Source organism: Wolbachia endosymbiont of Cantharis cryptica, assembly GCF_964277405.1.
Taxonomy (GTDB): domain Bacteria; phylum Pseudomonadota; class Alphaproteobacteria; order Rickettsiales; family Anaplasmataceae; genus Wolbachia.
In genome coordinates, this window is the sequence record NZ_OZ195521.1 from 1198155 (window position 1) to 1222911 (window position 24757).

General features: G+C 35.3%; 20 protein-coding genes, 1 tRNA gene and 1 pseudogene. 7 read left to right on the top strand and 15 right to left on the bottom strand.

Going from position 1 to position 24757, the window contains the following annotated elements; genetic code table 11:
- Positions 1–2: 2 nt before the first annotated feature.
- On the top strand, positions 3–728 hold the full coding sequence (locus ACICP6_RS05915) for a GNAT family N-acetyltransferase (protein ID WP_395462986.1): 726 nt from the start codon (positions 3–5) through the stop codon (positions 726–728).
- 2 nt (positions 729–730) lie between these two features.
- The gene (locus ACICP6_RS05920; protein WP_395462987.1) at positions 731–1138 is read left to right on the top strand and encodes a GNAT family N-acetyltransferase; all 408 of its coding nucleotides are present in this window, start codon (positions 731–733) and stop codon (positions 1136–1138) included.
- Between the two features lie 104 nt (positions 1139–1242).
- Here the strand turns inward: ACICP6_RS05920 and ACICP6_RS05925 are convergent, their stop codons facing one another.
- Both ACICP6_RS05925 and ACICP6_RS05930 read right to left on the bottom strand, forming a co-directional pair.
- A complete protein-coding gene (locus ACICP6_RS05925; protein WP_395462988.1) occupies positions 1243–2514 on the bottom strand; it encodes a M16 family metallopeptidase in 1272 nt (423 codons plus the stop codon).
- A 1-nt stretch (position 2515) separates the two neighbouring features.
- Positions 2516–3124, bottom strand: a complete 609-nt coding sequence (locus tag ACICP6_RS05930) for a superoxide dismutase (RefSeq protein ID WP_395462989.1) — start codon at positions 3122–3124, stop codon at positions 2516–2518.
- Between the two features lie 167 nt (positions 3125–3291).
- On the opposite strand from ACICP6_RS05930, the gene ACICP6_RS05935 reads away from it, so the two are divergent.
- Both ACICP6_RS05935 and virB9 read left to right on the top strand, forming a co-directional pair.
- A complete protein-coding gene (locus ACICP6_RS05935; protein WP_395462990.1) occupies positions 3292–3828 on the top strand; it encodes a hypothetical protein in 537 nt (178 codons plus the stop codon).
- Between the two features lie 658 nt (positions 3829–4486).
- Entirely contained in the window at positions 4487–5272 is a 786-nt protein-coding gene (virB9, locus tag ACICP6_RS05940; protein WP_395463679.1) for a P-type conjugative transfer protein VirB9, read from the top strand.
- A gap of 122 nt (positions 5273–5394) precedes the next feature.
- Here the strand turns inward: virB9 and ACICP6_RS05945 are convergent, their stop codons facing one another.
- Positions 5395–6891: a proton-conducting transporter membrane subunit gene (locus ACICP6_RS05945; RefSeq protein ID WP_395462991.1), complete on the bottom strand. Its 1497-nt coding sequence runs from the start codon at positions 6889–6891 to the stop codon at positions 5395–5397.
- 204 nt (positions 6892–7095) lie between these two features.
- Positions 7096–8373, bottom strand: a complete 1278-nt coding sequence (locus ACICP6_RS05950) for a hypothetical protein (RefSeq protein ID WP_395462992.1) — start codon at positions 8371–8373, stop codon at positions 7096–7098.
- Positions 8374–8449: 76 nt separating this feature from the next.
- Here ACICP6_RS05950 and ACICP6_RS05955 point away from each other — a divergent pair.
- Positions 8450–9239, top strand: a protein-coding gene (locus tag ACICP6_RS05955; protein ID WP_395462624.1) for an IS5 family transposase whose coding sequence is annotated in 2 segments (ribosomal slippage) — positions 8450–8710 and positions 8712–9239 — 789 coding nt in all. Because the reading frame shifts where the segments join, the coding sequence is not laid out codon by codon here.
- Here ACICP6_RS05955 and ACICP6_RS05960 read toward each other — a convergent pair.
- From ACICP6_RS05960 to ACICP6_RS05995, 8 genes are all read right to left on the bottom strand, one after another.
- Positions 9184–9816 (bottom strand): TenA family protein, encoded by a 633-nt coding sequence (locus ACICP6_RS05960; RefSeq protein ID WP_395462993.1) that lies wholly within the window; start codon positions 9814–9816, stop codon positions 9184–9186. The two genes, ACICP6_RS05955 and ACICP6_RS05960, sit on opposite strands and share 56 nt — an antisense overlap.
- A 127-nt stretch (positions 9817–9943) precedes the next feature.
- Positions 9944–10615 carry a TenA family protein gene (locus tag ACICP6_RS05965; protein ID WP_395462994.1) on the bottom strand — a complete coding sequence of 224 codons (672 nt, stop codon included), beginning with the start codon at positions 10613–10615 and terminating at the stop codon, positions 9944–9946.
- A 115-nt stretch (positions 10616–10730) separates the two neighbouring features.
- Positions 10731–11903, bottom strand: coding sequence for a methionine adenosyltransferase (metK, locus tag ACICP6_RS05970; RefSeq protein WP_395462995.1), 1173 nt, complete (start codon positions 11901–11903; stop codon positions 10731–10733).
- A gap of 49 nt (positions 11904–11952) precedes the next feature.
- Positions 11953–12029, bottom strand: a tRNA-Ile gene (locus tag ACICP6_RS05975).
- On the bottom strand, positions 12030–12299 hold the full coding sequence (gene rpmA, locus ACICP6_RS05980) for a 50S ribosomal protein L27 (protein WP_395462996.1): 270 nt from the start codon (positions 12297–12299) through the stop codon (positions 12030–12032).
- Positions 12300–12309: 10 nt separating this feature from the next.
- Positions 12310–12612, bottom strand: coding sequence for a 50S ribosomal protein L21 (gene rplU, locus ACICP6_RS05985; RefSeq protein WP_395462997.1), 303 nt, complete (start codon positions 12610–12612; stop codon positions 12310–12312).
- Between the two features lie 88 nt (positions 12613–12700).
- On the bottom strand, positions 12701–13936 hold the full coding sequence (locus ACICP6_RS05990) for an ankyrin repeat domain-containing protein (RefSeq protein ID WP_395462998.1): 1236 nt from the start codon (positions 13934–13936) through the stop codon (positions 12701–12703).
- Positions 13866–15287 carry an NB-ARC domain-containing protein gene (locus ACICP6_RS05995; protein ID WP_395462999.1) on the bottom strand — a complete coding sequence of 474 codons (1422 nt, stop codon included), beginning with the start codon at positions 15285–15287 and terminating at the stop codon, positions 13866–13868. Before ACICP6_RS05995 ends, ACICP6_RS05990 begins: the two co-directional genes overlap by 71 nt.
- 117 nt (positions 15288–15404) lie before the next feature.
- On the opposite strand from ACICP6_RS05995, the pseudogene ACICP6_RS06000 reads away from it, so the two are divergent.
- Positions 15405–16317 (top strand): annotated as a pseudogene (locus tag ACICP6_RS06000) (IS630 family transposase).
- Here the strand turns inward: ACICP6_RS06000 and ACICP6_RS06005 are convergent.
- Both ACICP6_RS06005 and gatB read right to left on the bottom strand, forming a co-directional pair.
- A complete protein-coding gene (locus tag ACICP6_RS06005; protein ID WP_395463000.1) occupies positions 16298–16846 on the bottom strand; it encodes a hypothetical protein in 549 nt (182 codons plus the stop codon). The pseudogene ACICP6_RS06000 and the gene ACICP6_RS06005 sit on opposite strands and share 20 nt — an antisense overlap.
- 131 nt (positions 16847–16977) lie before the next feature.
- Entirely contained in the window at positions 16978–18402 is a 1425-nt protein-coding gene (gene gatB, locus ACICP6_RS06010) for an Asp-tRNA(Asn)/Glu-tRNA(Gln) amidotransferase subunit GatB (RefSeq protein ID WP_395463001.1), read from the bottom strand.
- A 955-nt stretch (positions 18403–19357) separates the two neighbouring features.
- Here gatB and alaS point away from each other — a divergent pair.
- Positions 19358–21976, top strand: a complete 2619-nt coding sequence (gene alaS, locus ACICP6_RS06015) for an alanine--tRNA ligase (protein WP_395463002.1) — start codon at positions 19358–19360, stop codon at positions 21974–21976.
- Positions 21977–21980: 4 nt separating this feature from the next.
- Here the strand turns inward: alaS and ACICP6_RS06020 are convergent, their stop codons facing one another.
- Positions 21981–24680, bottom strand: coding sequence for a hypothetical protein (locus ACICP6_RS06020; RefSeq protein ID WP_395463003.1), 2700 nt, complete (start codon positions 24678–24680; stop codon positions 21981–21983).
- Between the last annotated feature and the right edge of the window lie 77 nt (positions 24681–24757).

Sequence of the window (24757 nt, forward strand, 5' to 3'; positions counted from 1 at the left end):
ATATGCTAGAGAAAATTAAACAAAATACCTTTAGTCACTTCAAATACCTGCCTGAAGCTGTAGGTTTTAGTGTAAAAACAGATCAGGCTCTTACAATAATTAATTGCGGGTTAGGATCTTCGATGTTTAACATCGTTTGTGGTGACTGTCATGCAGAAAAAGTTCAAAGTGTTATAAACGAATTTAAAGGTCAGCCTTTTGCATGGTGGATAATTGAGTCAAAAGCATTAAGCAGAAGATTGCTGGAGCACGGCTTCATCACCGAAACTGAAGAACGTGCTATGTTGTGTGACCTGACTAACTTCAAAAGCAGCAACAACCAACTTATTAGAATAGAACAAGTATTGAATCTAGATCAACTTGAACATTTTACTAAAGTTCTTGAAACATATGATGCAACAGCACGTAGCTTTTACGAAAGGCTCACAAAACCACTGCTAAGCCAACAAGAAAAATTGTTCGTTGGATACGAAAATAATATTCCTGTTGTAATTGCTATTCTTTTTATTTCCGGTGACACAGCCGGCATTTTTAGCTTGATAACAAGGGAGAATAAAAGAGGGCTTGGATATGGTACTCAAATGATGACCCATCTTATGGGTACTGCTAGAAGGAGTGGTATAAAACACACAACTCTCTCTGCATCTAGCGATTCAGGATATCGAATCTATGAGTGCCTGGGGTTTCGTACGTTTGGTCAATTTGAATGTTTCGAATGGAGAGGTTAAAGATGAAAATCGAGCATACTACGCTTCCAAATGATAGAGATATTGAATTTCTATCCAAAAAGATTAACGAAGAAACCATTGATAAAGGTACGTGTAATCCATTCGCTTTTTTTGTTCGCGATGATACTAAACAAGTTATTGCAGGCTGTAGTGGTCTTATTATCTATGGATCAATTTACACTGATCTGCTTTGGGTGCATCCTGATTGTAGGAAAAAAGGTATGGGAAAGCAATTAATGGAAGAAGTACATGATTATGGTCGGGAAATGCGTTGCAAAATAGCAACTGTTGCAACCATGAATTTTCAAGGTACAAAAAGATTTTATGAAAGTTTAGGGTACGAGTGCGACTTTGAACGCCAAGGCTATGTTGATGGAGCAACATGTATATTTTTGAAGAAAGTGTTGTAGTGCAAAGTATATCTAATGTTAGTAAGTTATAGACTTTTCTAAAAATTACCCCTTATGTAAAGAATTATTTTTCAAAGTCTTTGGCAAGTCCAATCAACACTGAACTAAGCCTTAAGCATAGAAACCACTTTGTCGTAGCTTGGTAATGATTTAATTTCTCCAATTGCAGCTAAAGTAGTTTTTTCATGCTGAGATAATAACTCCTCTGCTGCCTTTTTTACGTCAGTAGTGGTAACAGCACTAATTTTTTCTATTAATTCATTTTTACTGACATATTTGTTATAGTTACCATAGTAGTGCCCCAATGCTTCAGCACGAGAACTGACACTTTCACGCGACATTAAAATTTGGGATTTTATCCGCTCTTTCACTCTATTTACTTCTTCTTCCTTCAGGTCATCTGTAGACAACTTCTTCAACTCCGTCGTTATGGATTTTAAAAGCTTATCTAAATTGCTACTATCTGTACCAGCAAAAATGGAAAGCATCCCTGTATCAGTATAGCTGGAATTAAATGAATAGACAGAGTAAGCAAGCCCCTGTTTTTCTCTTACTTCCTGGAACAGACGTGATGACATTCCGCTTCCCAGTATAGAATCAAGTACTTGAAATGTGTGATATTTATCGTCATAGCGAGAAACACTAGGTAAACCAATTAGCAAGTGTACCTGATCTAATTTACGATGTTCTAAATACTCACTACCAGTGTAGCTCGCATTCTGGCTTTTTTTCAGCTTTTTAGAACAAATCTTTGAAAAGAAGTCTTTGGTTAACGCAACAACTTTCTCATGCTCAATGTTTCCTGCGACAGCAAATAGCATATTCTCGCCAAAATAATGCTCATTTATGTAGTTATTTAGATCTTTTTGAGTAAATGATTTCACAGTATCTTGCGTGCCTAAGATTGACCTACCAAATGGTTGATCTTGATAAGCTGCCTCAAAATATTTATCGAAAATAATGTCGCTTGGTGAATCATTAGTCTGAAAAATCTCTTGTATTACAACGCCCTTCTCACGTTCCAATTCATCTTCTGGAAACGTCGAATTCATCAATATATCTATTAATATATCAATACCAGTTTTAATGTCCTTTTTGAGAATTTTTGCATAATAGGTAGTGCTTTCCCTGCCGGTGCTGGCGTTGAAAACTCCACCTATGTCGTCAAAGGCTTTTGCAATTTCAAAAGCAGTTCTCGTCTTTGTTCCTTTGAAAGCCATGTGCTCTAAAAAATGGGATATTCCATTTTGATTTGCACTTTCAGCTCTACTACCAACACCAACTCGTATGCTTAAAGCTACAGAGTCAACATCACGCACCTGCTCGGTTATTATGCGCAGACCATTATCTAATTTTGTTACCTGAGGTGTATTCATCTTATGTATTCTTTTTTAAATTTTCTTCTGCGAAATCCCAATTAATCAAATGGTCAAGGAAAACTTTTATGTAGTCAATTCTACGATTTTGACAATCTAAATAATAGGCATGCTCCCACACATCCATAGTGAGTAGTGGTACTTGGCCATAAATTAACGGCAAATCCGCATTTGGAGTTTTGGTGATTTTGAGTTTTCCTTTCTCGAGCACTAACCATACCCACCCACTACCAAATTGGCTTACTCCATGATTGGCAAATTCCTCACAAAATTTATCAAAGCCACCGATATCATCTTGAATTTTTTTTGCCAGAAGACCATCATCTTTAGGCTTACCACCACCATTTTTTTTCATTGAATTCCAATAAAAAGTGTGGTTCCAAACTTGCGCTGCATTGTTAAATATGGGAACTTTATCGCTATTACCATGAACTTTCGTTATTACTTCCTCAACCTTCACATGCTGATAATCTGTATTTTCAACTAGCTCATTAAGTTTATTTAAATATCCTTTATGATGTTTATCATAATGAAAATCTAAGGTTTTTGCAGATATGTAAGGTTCTAAAGCTGTTTTATCGTATGGTAATTCAGGTAAAGTAAAATTCATTCAACATCCTTAATTTCTAACCTACTGGAATAGTATTGCAATATGTGCTCTTGTGCAACATATAATTTGGTTAAAATATTCATATTGTTGCAATTATTCCAAAATAAGTTATAATAGTACAGTAATGTAAATACATTTTTTAATTATAGTTTTTTTAGGAGGCTAATATGTCAAGTTTATATAATTTCAAGGGATATGCTGCTAATGGAACCGTTCCTACTGTAACAAAAAATAACAGTCAAGTTCCACAAAACTGTTTCTACCAATCTGTTGATCATATCAATAGTGTTGTGGGACCAGTGAAGAATGTAGTTTTTGGTGTTGGAAAGCAAGGGGGTATGGTTAGTCTGACTACTTTCACACTAGCTAATATAGTTCTACGACCTTTATATCTAGCATTTGCGTATCTGTCTTACTGGCCAGCGAAAGGGTTAGCAAAAGTAACAGATAAGTTTGATCTTAAAGACAATACACAATCTTTGGTGGGCTATTCAAACACGTTATCAGGTAAGGCATGGAACCATAGTGAAAAAGTAGCTGACTTCGTTAACACAGTTTTGAGTTATGCTGTCAGTGCTGTTATCTGGGCTGCTGCATTAGTTATCACACCACTTACTTGGGCTATTGATAAAGTGTCAAGTAAGTTTAGTGACGCAAAGACTGAAGCTGTTAACGATGGGAAAGAAGCTCCTCTACCAAGCTAATCTGCACAATAAATGTCCATGGCTTTAGTCATGGGCATTTAAACGTTATGCACATATCTGTACAAACATAGGCCTCCAAGAAGCAAGTGGCATCCAAGCCATAAAACGGGGGAAATTAAGTACAAAAACGACTTGACAAACTCCGCCAGCCATCTTATCATAGTACTGAAGCTATTTATTTATCTTCGCAATCTGTGCAGGTTAATGACAAAAAACTTAGGGTATTTGGCGTCTCATGTTTAATTTTTCGCACTACGTGCACCGCATGTCTTTATAAAACTTCTGGGTTTTTACCTATATAAGCTAGAACGCGCTTATAAAGCGTTCAAGACATCAAAAAACGTCAAATTGACAAGGGAGAATTTGAATGCTAGCTACCGCGGGTTTTCTTTGTCTTTTTTCCTGCTTAGTAAATTTCTTAAACACTTGCGATGTAGGTTAGCTGCAAATTAAAAGTGGCTAAATCGCTCTTAATCAAGCGTTTTAGAATAAAAAGAACGCCGATATTTTAGTACATGGTAAATAGCCAACCACCATGGGGCTTCTTTTGCCTTTTTTTAGGTTATGCAAGAAATCTAGCGTATAAGAAAGTACCTTAACAGTTGCAGTTAATGTTTATCAATGATAAAACATTAAGGATTGATGTATGTTTAATATTATGATTGCTCTATTGTTTGCCATATTGTCGTTTTTTTGTGGTGGTGATGCACTTGCAAAACAGGAACCACGTTCAATAGCTGCAGACAACCACATAAAGGTAATAAATTATAATCCACAGGCTATACATAAGTATACGGGTTTTTATGGTTACCAATCCAGTATATTGTTTGAGCCAGGTGAAGTAATACAAAACCTTTCAATGGGTGACCCAACCGGTTGGCAGCTTGTCCCTCAAGGTAACAGGTTGTTTATTAAGCCTATAGATGATATTGCTGATACTAATGCAACTGTCATTACTAACAAAAGAGTTTATTACTTTGAACTTCATGCTGAAGAAGCAACTGGACTGGATGATCCAAAATTAGCATACGAAGTAAGGTTTCTTTATCCACTATTTAACAGTGATGAAATTTATACAACCAATAACGGCGATATCTTTGAGCAAACTAGTCATACAATTATTCCCGACATAAATGATACTGAAGTTATAAAGAAGGGCTTGAATTTTAATTATTCCATTTCACATGTTAAGGGTAGCCAATCAATAATACCAACTAAAGTCTTTGATGACGGGAAATTTACATATCTGCAATTTAATAAGATAAATTCCGATTTTCCAGCAGTCTTTATGGTTGATTCTGCAGGGTATGAGTCTCTAGTAAATTTCCGTACAGTTGATGATTATCTTATAATTGAAAGAGTGGGTTCGGTGTTCACTCTAAGGAACGGGTCGAGTACAGTCTGCTTATTTAATGAAAACATATCTTTTAAAAAGGATAAGTGATTAATATAAGCTTCTCAAAAACTATATATTAATTATGCCTGAGAAACAGGTACAAAGTTTGCAGCAAAGTGACAAAATAGGCGATGCCAAAAAGATAATTATAGGGTAACTGTATGGAAACTTTAAAATATTGCTTGGTAACCAAAGAAAATAACAAAAGTACATATAGCAGTGATAACTGGTGGTAAAACCAGAAAAATAGGTGTCTTTTTAATGAAAAAACTCTGGGAAGATTTCAAGAAAAAAGCATTGTAAATTATTGGTAAAAAGTACATAGCATTGAGTATAGTGCTTGCAATTAACACAAGAGTGACAAATACAGAAAGTGCTACATTGCCAGAGTTAAAAACAGCTTGAAAAATGAGAAACTTACCCCAAAAAGTTGGAGCAGGTGGCACTCCTATCATAGATAATGCGCCTATAGTAAATGCTGTCATAGTAATTGGCATACTGCGTCCTATGCCGTGAATTCTATCTATATATTTTTCACCTGTTTTCGTTATTATGCTACCTGCAACAAAAAATAAAGTGATTTTTGCAAATGCGTGACAAACTAACTGAAAAATTGCAACCTTTGTACTGAGATCGCTAAAAATTGAAGCGAATAGTATAATATATGATAATTGAGAGACAGTAGAGTAAGCGAGCAATTTTTTCAATTCTCTCTGCTTTAATGCAATTAGTGAAGCTACAATTACGGTAAATCCTGCAGCATACGGCAGCCATCCTCCAATAAACCAATTTTGTTGCGCAAAGCGTTGCAGATTGTCGATGCCAAAAGTATATAATATGACTTTTATTATGATGAAAACTCCAGATTTCACAACAGCAACAGCATGCAACAGCGCACTCACAGGAGTTGGTGCAACCATTGCTTTTGGTAACCAAAAATGCATTGGCATTAATGCAGCTTTACCTATTCCATAAATCAGCATGGCAAAACACACTGCAGTGAAAGTGATGAGTGAAGTGTCAAATTTAAATATTCCACCGTTTACAAAATCCAAAGTATGAAATTTATTATATAAGAGACCTATTGTAGGAAAAAACAGCACCAAAGAAGAGAAAAATAGTACGCCAAAATAATAACGTCCAGCTATCATTGATTCATTTGTTGTATTATAAGTAACGAGAGGATAGGTACTGATAGTTAAAAGTTCATAAAAAACAAATGTAGTGAGCAAATCTCCGGAAAAAGCAACAAACATTGCACAGCCGATCGATATTGAAAAAAAACACAGGAAACTCGAGTAATTACTATCAGCATAGTGATACTGCATATAGCATATTGCATATATGCTGGTTAGCATCCATAAAAATGATATTAATAAACTAAATATTATCCCGGTAGACTCTAGCTTCAAACTAATATGCAAATTGTTGCCAAAATCCATGAGGATAAATTGAGAGTGATCACCATATACCCAACATAAAGTGCACAGACATGTATATGTAAACAGGAGTATAGAGGACGTAACAGTAACACCATTGCTTATACTAGGCCATTTGCCGGTAAAAAAGATAATCATTGCGCCAAGCAGAGGAATCAGTGCAGTAATTAACAAATAATTTTCAGTAATAAAAAATGGTAAGGCAAGAGATGCTAAAACATAGTCCATTAAATTTTCTGCTTAGGTAAAGCTAGAATTATACTCAAATCACAAAAAACTGCTATGTTTTTTTAGTTGTTATACATATATGATACAGGCTAGGTAGCTACCTAGCCTGTCTTTTCATACAGCTCAGCCTAAACAAACTTTAACTTGCTCATATGTGCATTCAACGTGTTTTATAATTGAAACAATGCGCTATGGGTATACAAACTATTGACCTATTTTAATACCTTGACCCTGCCCCCCCGTTGTTGTCACTCCTTTCATGCGGCTTTTAGGAGGTACTTGTGGTGCAAGTGGCTCTTTGCTTACAGAGTTTGGTTTTATATCTCTTATTTTAGAATGAGATTCCTGTGCCTCTTCAACGGTCCCATGCGTAGGCTCTCCAGCATTATAGTCTCCTCTATTTCCACCTTGCATAACTTTTCCCGTATGATTTTTAGTAGGTACTGGCGGTAGCGGCCTTCTGCTTATAGGGTTTGAGTTTGGGTCTGTACCTCTTATTTCAAAATGAGATTCCTGTACCTCTTTAGGAGTCTGAAATATAGGTTCTTTCTTATAGTTTGAGTTTATATCTTTCCCTGGCAGATCAGCGTTCAATGACTTTAATACCTCGTGCTTTAGCTGTTTACCTTTATACCTGCTTTCAAGAGCTTTGATTTTCTTCATACTTTTCATTGTTACTTCAGTCAGAGAATCGGCAATATTTTTGTTTATTTCTGAAATTTCTATTGACTTATTACCATTGATAATAGCTTCACCCTTCTCTTGTTCAATGGTTACTCTATAGTCTCGTTTTTCGATTGTTGTTATCACTTCTTTTTCAAATAAGCTGCAAATAACACCTATTATCTTTTTGCTTATCTTTTCGCCATATTCCTTAAAAATAAGTCCAATTGCTTTTATTTGCTCTGTTAAAGGAAAGGTTTGAGTATGTGCGTATTTTTTACCTGGCGATGACTCCTTAGTGTTCTGAAGTATAAATTCTATTTCCCTAGGGCCAATCACCCCCTGATGTAGATCTTGTGCACCGCCAAGTACCACCCCATCACGGTTTGAGCGTTTTGCTTGTGCCTTGGATGACATATCCTCACCACCAATGATATCACTATCTGATTTCCTTTTTGGTGCACTCTTATGTATAGGTTCTGCTTGCACTTGCACTTTCATTTCTAATGCATTTTTAATATCTTCAATATCTTGAATACCTTGAAGACTTTGGAATATATTTTCCTTCGGTGCTCTTTTTAATGCTTTAAATCCCTCTGTTACTCGACCCAAAGCACCTTCTATTATCTTCTGAACTTTCTCAGTATCTATTTGCTCACTCCCTTTGACAATAATTTCTTTTCTTTCCTTACTACTCACACCATAGCCTTGCTCTTTAAGTGCCTCTATTGCCCACTCTCTAAACAAGTCTTGAACATTATGCACTTCTCTAACTTTATTATGACCTTTTTCCATAAGAACAGATTTAATTGTTCCCATGTCTTTCTCTAAGAACCTGTTTAAAATCTCGAAAGGATAAGGTAAAATAGGGGTAGATTAAGAATGAGGTATATCTATGCGAAAAAGTTATCCAAGTGATATAAGTCGAGAGCAATTTGAAAAAATCAAACCAATTCTGGAGAGTAGCAGGAGGAAAACAAAACCAAGAAAACTTGATTTATATGATGTATTTTGTACAGTATTATACGTCCTAAAAAGTGGTTGCCAGTGGAGGATGTTGCCAAAAGATTTTCCAAGGTGGGAGAGCATATATTATTATTTTCAAATGTGGAATAAAAAGGATGGAGAAGAACCAAGTTTGTTGGAATTAGTTTTAAAAAAAATTAGTTGGAGAGGTCCGTATCAACAATGGTCGGAAAGAGAAAACCAGTTTCTGCATAATTGATGCTCAAAGCGTTAAAAACGCAGATACTGCTGAAAGAAAGGGTTATGATGCAGGTAAAAAGATTTCAGGTATAAAGCGTCATATCGCAGTTGATACACAGGGCTTGCCACATGCAATTCATATAACAACGGCAGAAGCAACTGATCGTAGCAGTGCTGTAAAAATGGTGGGAAATGCTAAAGAAAACCTCTCTGAAGTCAAAAATATACTCGTTGATGCTGGCTATACAGGAGAAAATTTTGCAACACAAATAAAAGTAACTATTGGTGCAGCTGTTGAGGTAATAAAACGAAGCGAATTACATACCTTTGCTGTATTGCCAAAAAGATGGGTTGTTGAGCGGTCTTTTGCTTGGTTGGAAAAATGCAGGCGATTGTGGAAAAACTGTGAGCGAAAACTCAATACTAGCCTACAAATGGTCGTTCTTTCCTTCGTTTCTCTCTTATTGCGAAGATTTTAAACAGGTTCTTAGGAAATTGATTGAATTTTTGAAAATTATATGCGCTGCTCCAAAAGTCCAACTCAAATTGTGCAGTTATTCTAAATAACTCAAGCATTCTGCTCTTTTCATTTACCCCTACTTTTCTGCAATATTCATCAACAATATTTTCTAAAATGCTACACCCATACTCTATTAAACTGCTGCTACAAAAATCAAACCAATCTTTATATCTGTTATTCTGCTTGAATCCACTTTTCATACCATCAATGACAGTCTTGTATATAAACATGCAAGAATACAAAACTGTTATAGCTTCATAGGTATTACTATACGAGATGGATAAAAGAAAATTGGTGAAGTTGAAACATGCAGAAGATTTTTTCCCATGCCTTATATCATATATAGTAAAATAGTGATCATATAAGAACCTGTTAGCTGCTATTGACCCTTGTGCCACTTTAGCAAGTGGGATTACGTTATTATAGTTTTCTATTCTGGATGCGATAATTAATATGGTGCGAACATAGTCATCCAAAAATAACGCGTCCTGTTGGATATAGAACTTAAAACTCCCTATGTTTAAAGTATCGTTCATCAGCCCAACATTAAAAGGATGTTCAACTATATCCCTTAAAAGGTTTGACCCATAACAGCTCCTAATTATACCACTAAACACTATAGTACCACAAGATCAAGTTAACATAAATAATTTGCTGCTAATGTTAATGATAATAAGATATATCAGAATAATATAACTCATCCCAGAACGCCAGTTCAAGTTCTAATCCATTACGAAAAAACTCTAACATATTTTTTCGTTCATCATTGCTGGATTTTTTATACAGCTTGTTCATAATTTTGGTTACCTCATCAATCATATTGTTAGCCATATCGTTGTTGAAAATATCAATCCATTTCTGATATCTATTATCCGGAACGGTGTTGCCTTTTACTATATGACAAATAATTATTTGATATATACAAAAACATGGATAAGAAGCCGCTAAGCCCTCGGCAACAGAGTTATGGTATGCAACACGCATGAAAAAATCAATAAAGGCAGAGCAAGACCTCGATCTCTTGTGGTTGTCAGACAAATCACAATCCGCAAAATACTTTTTATATTGATCTCGCGTGGCAAAGGTTCCAACAGCTACACAAGTTAATTTATCCATTATTTCAATATCATTAGCTTTAGCTGCAATAATCAATAAAGCGCGAGTACAATCTGTTACATATAGAAAATCCTGCTGAAGGTAGAATTTGAATCTTTCATAATCTAGCGTATTATTCATTAATTCAACATTAAAAGGGTGCTCTTTTATTCTATCAATAAGATCAGATGATTCTCCTACAGCTATATTGTAGAATTCTCCTTCTGCTTTGTTATACATTTTATGAGCCTCATAAATATAAAAATTGTTGTTAATACAGTATAATTATTACGAAAAGTTAATTATACTTTAATAATAAGTTAGTACATCAGTATCAAACTGTAAATCAAAAATTTTAGCAATCTAAAGAAATTTTGCTGCTGTCTTCCATATTGAATTTTCTACGAAGCTCAGCAGATAAATCTATGTTTTCCCAAGAAAATCCACCATCGTTTTCCGACTCTTTACCAAAGTGTCCATAACAGGCTGTACGTTTATATATAGGACGGTTAAGTGATAAATACTTGATTATGCCTTGTGTTGATAAATCTATGTTATCCTCAATAAACTTTTTAATCCTTTTTTCATCTACCATATTTGTACTAAATGTGTCAATATAGAATGAAGTAGGTTTTGATATGCCAATTGCATAAGAAAGCTGCACAAGACAACGCTCAGCCAGACCTGCAAAGACAATATTTTTAGCAAGATACCTTGCCATATAAGCTGCAGATCTATCAACCTTTGTTGCGTCTTTTCCGGAAAATGCTCCCCCACCGTGTGGAATATAACCCCCATAAGTGTCAACCATAATTTTTCGCCCGGTTAATCCACAATCACCAACTGGTCCACCAATAACAAACCTACCAGTTGGATTAACCAAGAGATTTTCCTCAGGGCACATCCACCCTTCAGGTAAAGATGAAACTACGTAAGGGTAAATAATTTCCTTTACTTTCAATTGATCCAGACCTTCAGGGTGCTGTATTGAAACAATAATACTTTCAGCATGTACTGGAAGATTATTCTCATATGCCAACGTGATTTGCGATTTTGCATCTGGACCAAGTTTTGCTTCTTTAACCACATTCATGATATTTTTCAAAATTGAGTGCGCATAAAAAATGGGCGCCGGCATGAGGGTTTCTGTCTCTGTTGTTGCGTAACCATACATTATGCCTTGATCTCCAGCACCTTGATCCACCCCCATTGCAATGTCATTTGACTGTTCATGCAGCAATATATTTACTTTCACTTTTTCTGAGTGGAAACCATCATGCTCATAACCAATATCTTTTATTGTATTTCGTACAATATTTTCAATTCTGCTATTTTCGATGTTAGGCCCGAACACTTCCCCCGCTATAATAACATTATCCTTGGTAACTAAAGTCTCTATTGCAGTTCGTGAGAAAGTATCAGTGAAAAGGTATTCATCAAGTATTGAATCTGAAATTTGATCCGCTACTTTGTCTGGATGACCGGCTGCAACTGATTCACTGGTTATCAAATTTTTATATAAACTCATGTTTCTGCTTATACAATATCAAAGTTGCTATAGAGAATTCAGCTAGAAATGGTGGGTCTGGGAAGAGTTGAACCTCCGACCTCACGCTTATCAGGCGTGCGCTCTAACCACCTGAGCTACAGACCCCTAAGCTGAAACTTGCACATTACCCACAAGTAAGATATCAATAAAAGTCTTTTTATTTGCCGACCTTCTAAAACTAACCCAGCCTTCTACTTTAGCAAAAATCGTATGATCTTTACCTATACCAACATTCTTTCCAGGATGAAATTTTGTGCCTTTTTGACGAACAATTATGTTACCAGGAATAACTTTTCCATTCTTTTTTATCCCTAACCTACGACCTGCGGAATCTCTACCATTACAGGAACTACCACCTGATTTTTTAGTTGCCATATCTTACCTCTTACTTTTGAAGATTAATTTCATTGATACGAAGAACAGTTATATACTGCCTATGACCAGTTTTTCTACGATAATTTTTTCTTCTCTTCTTTTTAAAAATTATAATTTTTTCCCCTCTACGTTGTTCCAATACTTCAGCTTTAACAGTAGCATTAGATGGATAAGATAAGCCGTTATCTGAAAGGCAAATCACCTTATTGATTTCTACTTCCTTTCCTTCTTCAACCTCTAACTTCTCTACTTTTATTATACTACCTTTTTTTACTAAGTACTGCTTTCCACCTGTTTCAATCACCGCAAACATAACAAATATACACTTTTATTGTTAACTTTAATCGTAAAGGATGTCATATATGCTGTCAAGACAAATAATTTCCCCTTCTCAAGCTGCATTAAATGCTTTCAGCAGACACAGGAACTGCACCACAAGCTAAAAGCAACTCCACAAGGTTCCTATGATCAAAATCAGTGGCATAATGTAATGCTGTCTTTCCTTCATTATTTTTAGCGTTAACATCTGCATTGTGTTTTAGCAGCATTTTAGCAATATCAACGTTTCCATTCATAGCAGCAAGGTGTAGTGGAGTGTTGCCATTTTCATCTTTAGTGTTAACATCGGCATTTTCTTGAATGAGGTATTCTACAATATTGTAGCTATTGTAGCTACCAAACGAGACAGAGTAGTGCAGCGGAGTTTCACCATTTTTATTCTTAGCATTAATATAAGCTCCTTTTTTGATCATATACTCTACCATTCTTAAATCTCTACTAAAGGTAGCTATATACACAGCAAGGTGCAATGGTATTGCGTCATATTCATCCCTAGCATTAACATCAGCACCTTTTTCAATCAGGCACTTCACTGCATTTAATTTTCCACTCTCAGCAGCAAAAAATAATGGGGTTCTGTAGTGTTCGTCCCTAGCATCAACATAAGCATCCTCATTAATTAGGTATTCCACTATACCCAATTCCCCAACATAGGCAGCTAAATGTAATGGGGTCCCACCATAATTGTCTTTAGCGTCAATATTAGCGTACTTTTTGACAAGATATTCCACCATACTCAATTCTCCATTTTTAGCAGCAATGTGTAATGGAGTCCAGCCACGTTCACCTTCAGCATTAATGTTATTACCTTTAATGATCAGGTATTTTACTATGTCAAACTCTCCAGTGTCAGCAGCTAAGTGCAATGGAGTGTTATCATATTTATCTTTAGCATTAATGTCAGCACTCTTATTAACGAGATATTTCACTATATTTAAACTTCCACTCCTAGCAGCAATATGCAACGGTGTTTTACCGTAATTGTCCTCAATATTAACAGTTCTTACCAATTTATCTGAGTAATGTCTTTCTATATGCGTTACTATTGTACTAATTGCTTTACAATCACCACTGTCAGCAAGCAAGTGTAAAGGTGTGACTTTCCTTATAAACAGCGCTCCTCTACACATATAAGATGAGTAAAAGTAAAAATCATCAATTAACCTACTGTGCTTACTTGCATATCCCCAAATAGATGCAACATGAATAAAACTATCTATTACTAAATCACCACCGTTTATCAATTCCAGAGCTTTCCTGAGAACTTCTTCTTCCCGACCTTCCTTTTGTAAATTCAATTACTTTCTGCACTAGTCTGTGAATGTTTGCCACTCCCTCTTTTAAGTCAACCATTGAATATCTATCAAGTAACTTAACAGCATTCCACAGCTTTTCTTCATCATCTGCTATTAATTTTGAAAAGATTTCTTCTATACGAATCTTGTCAGGAGCAAGGTAGGCCACTATTTCCAGAACACTCAAAGCTTCAAAACCACATTCTTTTTGTGCTATAGCGTCAATTGTAATCTTCCAAGTTACGAATGTTGTTTTAGTATAACGGTCACTTTTATTTTTGAGTTCAAAATCAAGCAGCTTTTTTGCCTCTTCTTCATACCTTTTCAGATAGTCACTAACACCAATTTTTTCTTTACCTCTATAACTTAGTACAACATTTTTTTCATTAATATACGCAGCTGCTTGTTTTAAAGCTAACGGGAAATATTGTAATTCCTGTGTTAGTTTTTTTATTTCTTCGTCTTGTAAATTATCTCTTATATTTAAAGCTCTCTTAACAAACTTCAAAGCCTCCGTTTCTTTGAATACACCTAACTGTATTGTTTTTATCTCCCCTTCATCTTCTGATATTCCCCAATCTTTATTACGAGAGGTAATTAAAATATAAGGCTTATTATCCAAGGAGGACGGTAAAAACTTACTAATATCTTTATATCCCTCAGCATTATCAAAAATGAATAGGCTTTTTCTTCTCCTTCTTGCAAAAAAAGCATATGTTTCTTTAACAATAGTTTCTATCGTCTTGTCATTTCCGTACTTATCCTGGGGAGAAATGCCTAGTTTATCATCCTCAGCTAAGTCCAGGAAAGAATTTTCCATAGTCTTAGAGTTTTCAGCACTTATCCATATAACATTACCGTAATAATCCTTTCCATATTTGTAAGCATATTTCCTAGCCAACTCACTTTTACCTACTCCTCCAAGACCGCTAATAGAGGCAACCTGCGATATCACCGCTTGTTTTTTTGCACTTCTTTGTAGCACATTATGCAGAGCTGTTAACACTCCGCCTCTACCAGTAAAAGATGCCACTGGCTCTATTATACCAAACCAAACCGCTCCGAAAATTTCTTCTCTTACTTTTTCAAAAAAATCTCTTATTTCTTCATATGATAAAAACTTTCCTTCTTCTGCTTTCATCCAATCCAGAACTTCTTCCAGAAAGCGACTATAGACATTCTGCCTATCGATATTGTTAAATTCTTGACCTATCTCATTCTTAATAAGTTCACCAAGTTCAATTTCATTGGGCAAATTGACTGCAAATACTAATTTATTTAAAAAGTCTTCTATTTCTTTATCGCTGACTTCTCTACCTACCTCACGCTTTATAAAATCCTTATTTTCCTGCAAGTATGAGATAATACTATTATCAAATTTATATCTTATACCAATTCCCGTTACACAAGTAACGTATAGACAATAATGGAAAAAAAGCCATACTGAAATAAGTGAAATAGCGAGGTTTAAATGGCATTAAAATCAAAATTACTGGATGAAAAAGTGAGCAAAAATAATGCTGAAGAAAGTAAGAAATAACGCATATGTTGCAAAAAAACTAAATGCTGTAATTGCAGCAAGAAAGCACAGTATGTAGCAAAGATATGTTGCATTTCAAGGAAGGCACTGACTGCATGATCTAAAGTTTGGAAGAGAAGAAAAATTCTCCTCAACGCCGTAGAAAAACTATATTGAATCAAAGTCAACGTGAACAAGTTGAAGCATGGATACAACCAACATTACCATTAAAGAAACGAGAATAAGAATCCAGGAAAAATTTGATTTAGCAAGTCTACAGTACACCGTAATATGCAAAGAATGAAGTTCTCGTATATCACACCAAGACCAGTGCATAATGCGCAAGATAAAAGTAAACAAGAAGAGTTTAAAAAAAAATCTCAATGAAACTATTGCCATCTATCCTGAAAAAGAGCTATTTTTCTTCGATGAATCGCGGTTTGGCACACATTCAAAGATTGGACACGAAAAAAGGCATTAGGACACAGGTTAAAGTAAAATTAGGTAGGCAAAATTTTTATCTCTATAGTGCACTAGAAATGGAGAGAGTTCTAGCTCAAACGTCAATACTGATTGTATTCCTTGAGCAGATGTCGCAATATTTAGGAACAAGAGAGACTTTTCTTATCATGGATTGCGCTAGTTGGAAAAAATTTAAAGGTACCTAAAAATATCGACATTATATACCTACCTCCATACTCACCTGACTGTTGAGAGGTTTTGGTTATATATAAAACAGAACATTTTGCGCAATAAAATCTACGATACAATTGCTCTGCTTGAGAGCGCTTTGTGTAAATTTATTGCCTCTCTTTCTCACTCCATAATTAAAAAACTCTGCTGTGTTACTTATTTGATTCATTAGTAATGAGAGTTGGTATTACACCATTACCTACATCCAGAAACTCATCTTGTGTATCTACCCTTATAACTGAAATTTCCTTTCCTTTATTCTTTCCATTTGGCACTATTCTCAGTTTTCTCACTTTGTGTGACGTTGAATCCGTTGAATCAAAATCAGCATTTGTAACAATGACAAAATCCTCTATTTCACCCTCAAACTCTCCGCTACTTTTTATCTTTAAATAAGCAATAAGATATTTTATTAAGCCAAATGCACCATCCTTTCTCTGCGTTAATAAGTGACCTATTCCGATCTTTTTGTTTCTATCTTTCTTGTGCTTGGTTTGTATGAATCTATGTATTATTTTCCCGTCTTGTTCATACCGAAGAACAATATCATCAAAATCCTTAGCTAACTTCTTCTCTGTGAATAGACGAAAAGAATACTCTCTATCTACTGCACGTTTAGAAAACAGCGCTAGCCATCTCAATTGGTACATAATACCAGGAAAGGTGCATTTAACCACTGAGCAGGACGATCTTTCAGGCATCCTCAACCTCACATAATTTTAAAAATAGTACCCATAAATGCTAAAAAGTTATATGTCATGATATACAGATATCGTAGCGTAGATCTGAGAATATCTACGAGATGTGCTGTTATGTAAACAAAAAGACGTGACTAGTTACTTAATTTTTCATTCAGGATTGAATTTACTATATCAGGATTGGCTTTTCCCTTTGTGAGTTTCATTACTTCACCAACAAAAAACCCATAAAGCCTTATTTTACCGCTTTTGTACTCCTGAATTTTATCTTGGTGAGTCCCAATAATTTTGTTAATAATTTCAGATATTTGATCCTTATCAGTGATCTGCTTCAGATCTTGTTCTTCTATAATCGAAGCTGCAGATTTGCCAGTTTCAAACATAATATCAAAAACCTGTTTGCCAAGCTTAGCAGAAATCGTTCCATCAACGATAAAATCCAAGAGCTCGGACAAGGCATTTGCTTTGATTGGAGAGCTCACAATATCAATACCTGCTTTACTCAAACGGCCAAAAAGCTCTACAGTTAACCAGGTAACGGCGATCTTTGGATCATGTTTTTTTATTAACTCTTCAAAATAATCAGCGGTTGCTTTATCGGAAGTAATAACGTCCGCATCGTATTCGTTGATACCTAATTTTTCAATGTATCGCAGCTTTTTTTGCTCTGGCAACTCAGGTAAAGATGATTTAATAGAATCGATTTTGTCCTGGCTTATCTCAACAGGCAGTAAATCAGGTTCAGGGAAATATCTGTAGTCACTTGCATCTTCTTTGTTTCGCATTACTTTTGTTTTTCCTAAAACAGCGTCAAATAATAAGGTATCTTGACTTATTTCTCCTCCATTTTCTAAAATTTCAATTTGCCTTTGTATTTCATAATCTATAGCTTGCATAATATAACGTATTGAATTTAGATTTTTTATCTCGCAGCGAGTGCCAAGCGTGCTGCTGCCTTTTAGACGAACAGAGACATTTGCATCACAACGAAGTGACCCCTTCTCCATATCACCATCACATGAGCCAATGTAACGCAAAATCTGCCTCAATTTTTTCATGAATTCTGCAGCTTCCTCAGATGATCTGAGGTCTGGCTCTGAAACAATCTCCATTAAAGCAACCCCTGCACGGTTTAAATCTACATACGTTTTGCTCTCATTGTGAATACTCTTTCCCGCGTCTTGCTCTAAATGAATTCTTGCGATTCTTATTTCTTTTTTATTATCATTGATAAATACTTTACCATTTTTAACTATTGGCTCAAAAAACTGTGTTATCTGGTAACCTTGCGGTAAATCAGGATAAAAATAATTTTTCCGGTCAAAGTAAGAGCTCTTGTTAATTTCTGCAGATAACGCAAGACCGGTGCGTATCGCCTGCTCTATAGAGTAGTAGTTTAGTATTGGCAGTGTACCTGGCATTGCCGCATCAACTAAAGAAACTTGAGTGTTATGTTCAGCACCAAACTCCGTTGATGAGCTAGAAAACAGCTTTGCCTTAGAAGAAACTTGAGCGTGCACCTCAAGCCCAATTACCGCTTCCCAATCCTCTTTTGCCATGTATTTGATTCAAATGATAATCTTAATATTCTGCAAAATTAACACAAAAAGTCAAAACAAAACTCATGTTTTTATATTTTTTATCTTAATTTTTTAATCTATGGTTAATTAAAATAAGCCCCCTCAACATCATGCCACAACAATTGTACGAACATTGTGGTTTCAGGTAGCTCATAGAACCGAATTAAACGAAAAAACTCCTTGACAAACTCCGCCAGCCCTCTTATCATGGTACTGAAGGTATTCAGTTATCTTCATCTGTGCAGATTAAACGAAGGAGTATAACGTAGTTGGCGTCTTATTTTTAATTTTTTGCACTATGTGCACCGTATGTCTTCACAACATTGTCTAGGTTTTTACCTATATAAGCTGAAACGCGCTTATAAAGCGTTTAAGACAGTATAGTACGCCAATTTGCAGGATTAGAGAGTAAGTACTATCTAACACGGGATTTCTCTTGCCTTTTTTCTGCTTAGAAAATTTCTTAGCATTTAAGCTAAGGGTCTGTTGCAGTTTAAAAGTCGCTAAATTGCAGCGTTTAAGACTAAAAAAACGCCAATACAGAAAATAGACAGTGACTAGGGCTTCTTTTGCCTTTTTTTTAGATTGGTAAGTTTCTTAAATATTTTCTTAAATTTTATAGCTAAACGACAACCGCTTCTTGTTAGCGGGATCTAGAGATACCGCGGCGGTATGACGTAGGGGTTCCAGCGCGTGACGCTGGAATCTGGATGCAGCCACTTATTTAAAGTTAAGTTTTCTGGATTCCAGTGTCTGGGCACTGGGATGACACCCTCCTGAGTGGATAAATCGTTTAAGACTACAGCTTTTTATTAAAATTTTTATGTAAGAATTATTTTTATTATACTAAATAATACATATATTAATATTTGGATCGATAAATTGATTTTATTTTCATTCAGCTTATTATTCATAAATAATCTCAATAAAGATAATGAAGTTAAGTGAAATCAGAGAAAGATTTATAAAATTTTTTGTAAGTAACGATCACGAGCAGGTTCCTTCTTCTCCTTTGATTCCAGAGCATGACCCAACACTCATGTTTACAAATGCTGGCATGGTGCAGTTTAAAAACATCTTTACCGGTGCACAAAAAACTGAAATGAAACGTGCTGTCTCAAGTCAAAAGTGTCTAAGAGCAGGTGGTAAACACAACGATCTTGAAAACGTCGGCTATACAACTCGGCATCACACATTTTTTGAAATGCTTGGAAATTTTAGCTTTGGTGATTATTTCAAAGAAACTGCGATAGAACTCGCGTGGAAATTTATTACTGAAGAACTTTCTCTTGATAAAAACAGATTATCCATAACCGTCTACCATACTGATGATGAAGCATATGAGATTTGGCGCAAGGTGAGTGGTTTTTCTGATAACAAAATCATAAGAATTGCAACAGATGACAATTTTTGGAGCATGGGCAACACTGGCCCATGTGGTCCATGTTCTGAAATTTTTTATGATCATGCAAATACTAATCTACAAGATGATGACAGAATTGTTGAAATCTGGAATCTGGTATTCATGGAATTTAATAAAGATGAAGAAGGTAATTTGCACAAATTGCCAAAAAAATGCATCGATACTGGAATGGGCCTTGAGAGAATAGCTGCTGTGATGCAAAACGTTCACGATAATTATGATATTGATCTATTTTCTGCTCTGATAAGTAAATCACAAGAGCACTGTAGAAACACGGAAAACAAAGTAGCTCATAAAATCATCGCAGACCATCTTCGTGCAGCCGCATTTCTAATTGCAGAAGGGATACTTCCTGGAAATGAAGGCAGAAATTACGTACTGCGCAGATTAATCAGGAGAGCCGCGCGCTATATCCACCTGCTTGGATATAATAACTCTCTACTTTACAGCATTTTTCCAGTGTTGATAGATAGCACGAGTTCAGCTTATATGGGAGATGTTTACCACGAGTTAATCAGAGCTAAAAGCTTAATAGAAACGACGTTAAAATCAGAGGAAGAAAACTTTAAAGATACTTTGATGAAAGGTATCAATCTCTTGGAAAAATTCACTGCAGATTTAAAACCAGGTGATACTCTGCCTGGAGAATCGGCGTTTAAGCTATATGACACCTATGGATTTCCTTTGGATATTACACTTGATATCTTAAAAGAGAGAAAAATAAATTTTGACCAAAAAGGTTTTGATGATGCAATGGAAGATCAGAAAGAGAGAGCGCGTGCTAAATGGACCGGATCTGGTGAAAAATCCGTTGAGCAAGTATGGTTTGATTTGATCGATAAATTTGGCAAAACAGAATTCGTTGGTTACGAGTTTAATGAGGTAAAGGATGCAAAAGTACTAGCCATAATTTCCCCTAAAAATGAGGTTATTGACTCTGCAAAAGAAGAAGAGAAGGTAACTATCATACTAGATAAAACACCTTTTTATGGCGAGTCCGGTGGACAGGTGGGGGATACTGGAGAGCTTTCTGTCATCCAAGTAGCTGACACTGGAGCGTCACGCACTGGAATGACAACAGATTACATTACTGGAAGTATAGTTACAGTGGAAAATACTAATAAAATTAATGACCTATATTTGCACAGATGCATAGTTAAATCTGGCTCAATTTGTAAAGGTGACACAGTTATAGCAAGCATCAACAAGGAAAGAAGACAAAACTTAAGAAAAAACCATTCAGCTACACATCTTCTGCACTTTGCACTGAGAAAAATCTTGGGTGATCACGTCACTCAAAAAGGCTCCCTAGTTGCACCAGATAGACTGAGATTTGACTTCAGTCACAACACCCAAGTTACTCAGGATCAGCTATTTTCAATAGAAGATACGGTAAACTCTCTAATCAGAGAAAATCTTTCCACGTCCACAAAAATTCAGAGCATGAACCAGGCAATAGACGAAGGAGCTATGGCGTTGTTCGGTGAAAAATATGGTGATCAGGTCAGAGTTGTAAATATTGGAGATTCAAAAGAATTATGTGGCGGCACGCATGTGGAACACACTGGAGAAATTGGTTTGTTTAAGATAGTAACAGAATGTTCTGTTGCATTTGGAGCAAGAAGAATTGAAGCTTTAACCGGTCAAGAAGCAATTAATTATGTACATGATAATGAAATCAACTTAAAAAAAGTTGCAGAATTCGTAAAAGCGCCAGTAAATGAAATAATAAGCCGACTAAGTATTTTAAATCAAGAGCGCAAAGAATCCGAAGCCAAAATAAAAAACCTTTATAAAAAGCTCGTAAGCGCAGAGAACATAAAAAGCACTGAAATAAGTGGAATAAATTTTGTAAGCCACGCTTTTACTGATATTCCAGCAAGCATAATAAGAGAGTTTGTTTTGCAGCAACAAAAACCAAAAACGGTAATAGCTTTCACGGCAACAGAAAAAGATAAAACAGTCGTCTTGATTACAAAAGTAAGCAAAGACTTAGCTGATAAGATCAGTGCAAAAGAGCTGGTATCTACCGTAACTGGGAGGAATTGTGGTGGAAATGCTGAGCTTGCTCAAACAGGCTGTGATAGTAGTGATATTATTACAGCTATTTATAATTACTTAGCAAAATAGTGTATTACGCTGCTGTTGGGCAGAGCTCGCCAACAGAATTATTATGTTCCTGTACTGTAGACCCATCCAATTGAGTGCTTACTGTCCCTTCCGTTTCTTTACAGACGTTTTTATCTCCGCTGATTAGCGTGAATTCAATATCCTTAAAAAATCCATACCACATTTCATACAAATGCTTCATTATATGAGGCCATATATCCTTCTTAAATGTTTCTCCATTATCAGAAAATAATTCTCTCAAAAAAGCCCCGACTTCTTCATAACTTGACTGGAAATGTTGAAAAAATGTCCCTACTTTCTCATAAGTGTCATGTGCCAAATTTAACGCTTTTCCTTCTGTGCTATTATCTTTGTTTACGGTAGCTGACCATCCAATCACATTATAATTAAAACCAACTTTAAGAGAATTCCAAACCTTCCACAAACCACTCTCATTATCTTTTGGTACATTATTTATTATAAGGTTCACCAACCTGTCTATCAAAGGAGATAATAAACCTTGACAAAAATGTTTGATATTATCTTTTGTTTTAATCACAGGATATTTGATGCATTTTTCTGCTAAACAGTATACAAGCTCTGCTTTTTCTAATAATTTCTTGATTGCCTCTCCATCAAAAGTTCCACGCTTTAATTCTGCCAGTAACTTATCTCCTATGATTGCAAATTTTATTTTTATGCAAGACATTAGTTTTTCTTTGTAACCATTCTTTGTTTCTCCATTTATCAATAATCTCTCTCTTTCTGATTCTAATTGTCCTAATGCTTTTAGAATTTCTTGGTTATTTTCTAAGTGCATCTCTATTAACTTTGTATTTGGATGTTCTTTTCCCTTGCTATTTTGCTCATCTTTTAAGTATTTATTTAAATCCTTATTTCCTTCTATTATTTTTCTTAACAGTATAGGTTGTTCAGGTCTTTCCAAGTATTTTTCAATTCTCATTCGATGTGAATTAATCTCTTTCACTAGATCTGGTGCCTCTTCCTTTAATAACTCACATGAATCCTCTATACCCTTTGCTTGGCCTTTAAACAAACTTTGCATTTTACATTTCGTTATTTCTAAATACATCTTTGCTATAAAGTCATTCACTTTATCTGAAGCTTCTTTTAAATTTTCCTCACTCAAAGGAATTTTTATCTCCTTTTTTAAATCTTCAAGCTGTTTTATTAGGCTTAATCTTTCCTTATCCAGTACACCTGATTGACTTAACTCACCTTGAGCTTTTTTCATTACTGATTTTATCAGCCTGCGCTCAACCTCTTGATCATCATACTCAAATTTAAAAAGATCTTCTAATTTCCTTTTTAAGGCATTATCTTTCAGGTTACTATTCTTTCTATTTTTATGTACTTCTTTTAATTCTTCATGTATCTTTCCATACCTTTCTTCTCCCATTCTTTTTAACTCTTTTATCATCTCTTCAGCTTTACGTAAAGCTTCCACTGTTTCTCTAGGATATATATCATTATAAACATCAATTATTGTTCTCTTAGCTATCTTCCTTTTTTCTTTAAGCCGTTCCCATTCTGCTTTAAACACAGGAAACCCACTATCGTCCAAGTCATCCGGTACTTTTGCTCCTGCTTTTTTTAGATCTTTTTTTATCATTTTTTCTTCACTTGGCAATTCTTTACCTTGGCTCTCCAATTCTTGTTTCACGAATATATCTTTTAGCGCGTCTTCTAATGAGAAATCATCTTTTCTTCTTTCTTGTGCAATTTTGATTGCTTGTATAAAGGCAACTTGATAAGCATTTTGTATTAAGTGACTCGTCAACTTAGGACCTACACTATTCACCACTTCCAGTCTGAATTCGTTCAACAACTCCTTCAGCTTATCGTATGTAATATCTTTCTTTTCTAGCTTTATCAGCTCTTCCATAGTTTTCGCGAATCCTTGAATTGAAGTTGCAAGCACACTCCTGATCTCATCACGCAAAGGCACGAGACCCTTTTTTAAGTGGATATTAGCTGACAGCTTCAGTATGGTATTATGTTCTGCATCTCGTGTAACATCAAACCAACTACCATTTTTGCACAAATCGTTAAGTAACTGTTCAAATTGTGGTGGGAACTTAATTTTCACAACACACCTAATATCTGACTCACCAGCATCCCTTACACGAAAAGACACCTCAATACTCTGGTGTTCATTCTGATATAACCCATTACTTATTTTAATGACAGCAATCAAAGAATGAGATAATTTCCTATTTAAAAGATAAAAAGTAGCTAAGGCAGGTGTTGCAGGAATAAGCAAGAGTAGAAGTATAGGTATACTCACAAGAATCACTATTGCAGCAAGAACACCATACGCCAATCTTTTTGGTATACTTTCGCTTACTTCACTCTTTTTTGTTTTATTCTCTTCTGAACTGATTTGTGTTTTATTATTTGTTTTAAACTTATTATATATGACTAGTCCTAACGCGGTAAAAACTATATAAGGAAACATTAAAACTGATAGAGCTAAATTCAATACCCGTTTTTCCGGGCAAGCTCGGTTTATCTCTTTAAATATTTCACTTGATACATTATACCAGGAAGTAAACAAGTCAGGGCCATAACCTTTGTCAGAGCCATCACCTTTATAATGAAATATACTTAGTGGAATGTCAAAACTAGCTAACAATTTCTTCTTTTCTTCCAAACTGGAAACAGGTTTTTTTTTCTCTAAAGTAGCAACAGTCTCTTCAGTCACCTAAATCACCTTCTAAATTTGCAACAGAAATATGCATACCATAACTTTAGCTTCAGTACCTTAAGTATAGCATACAT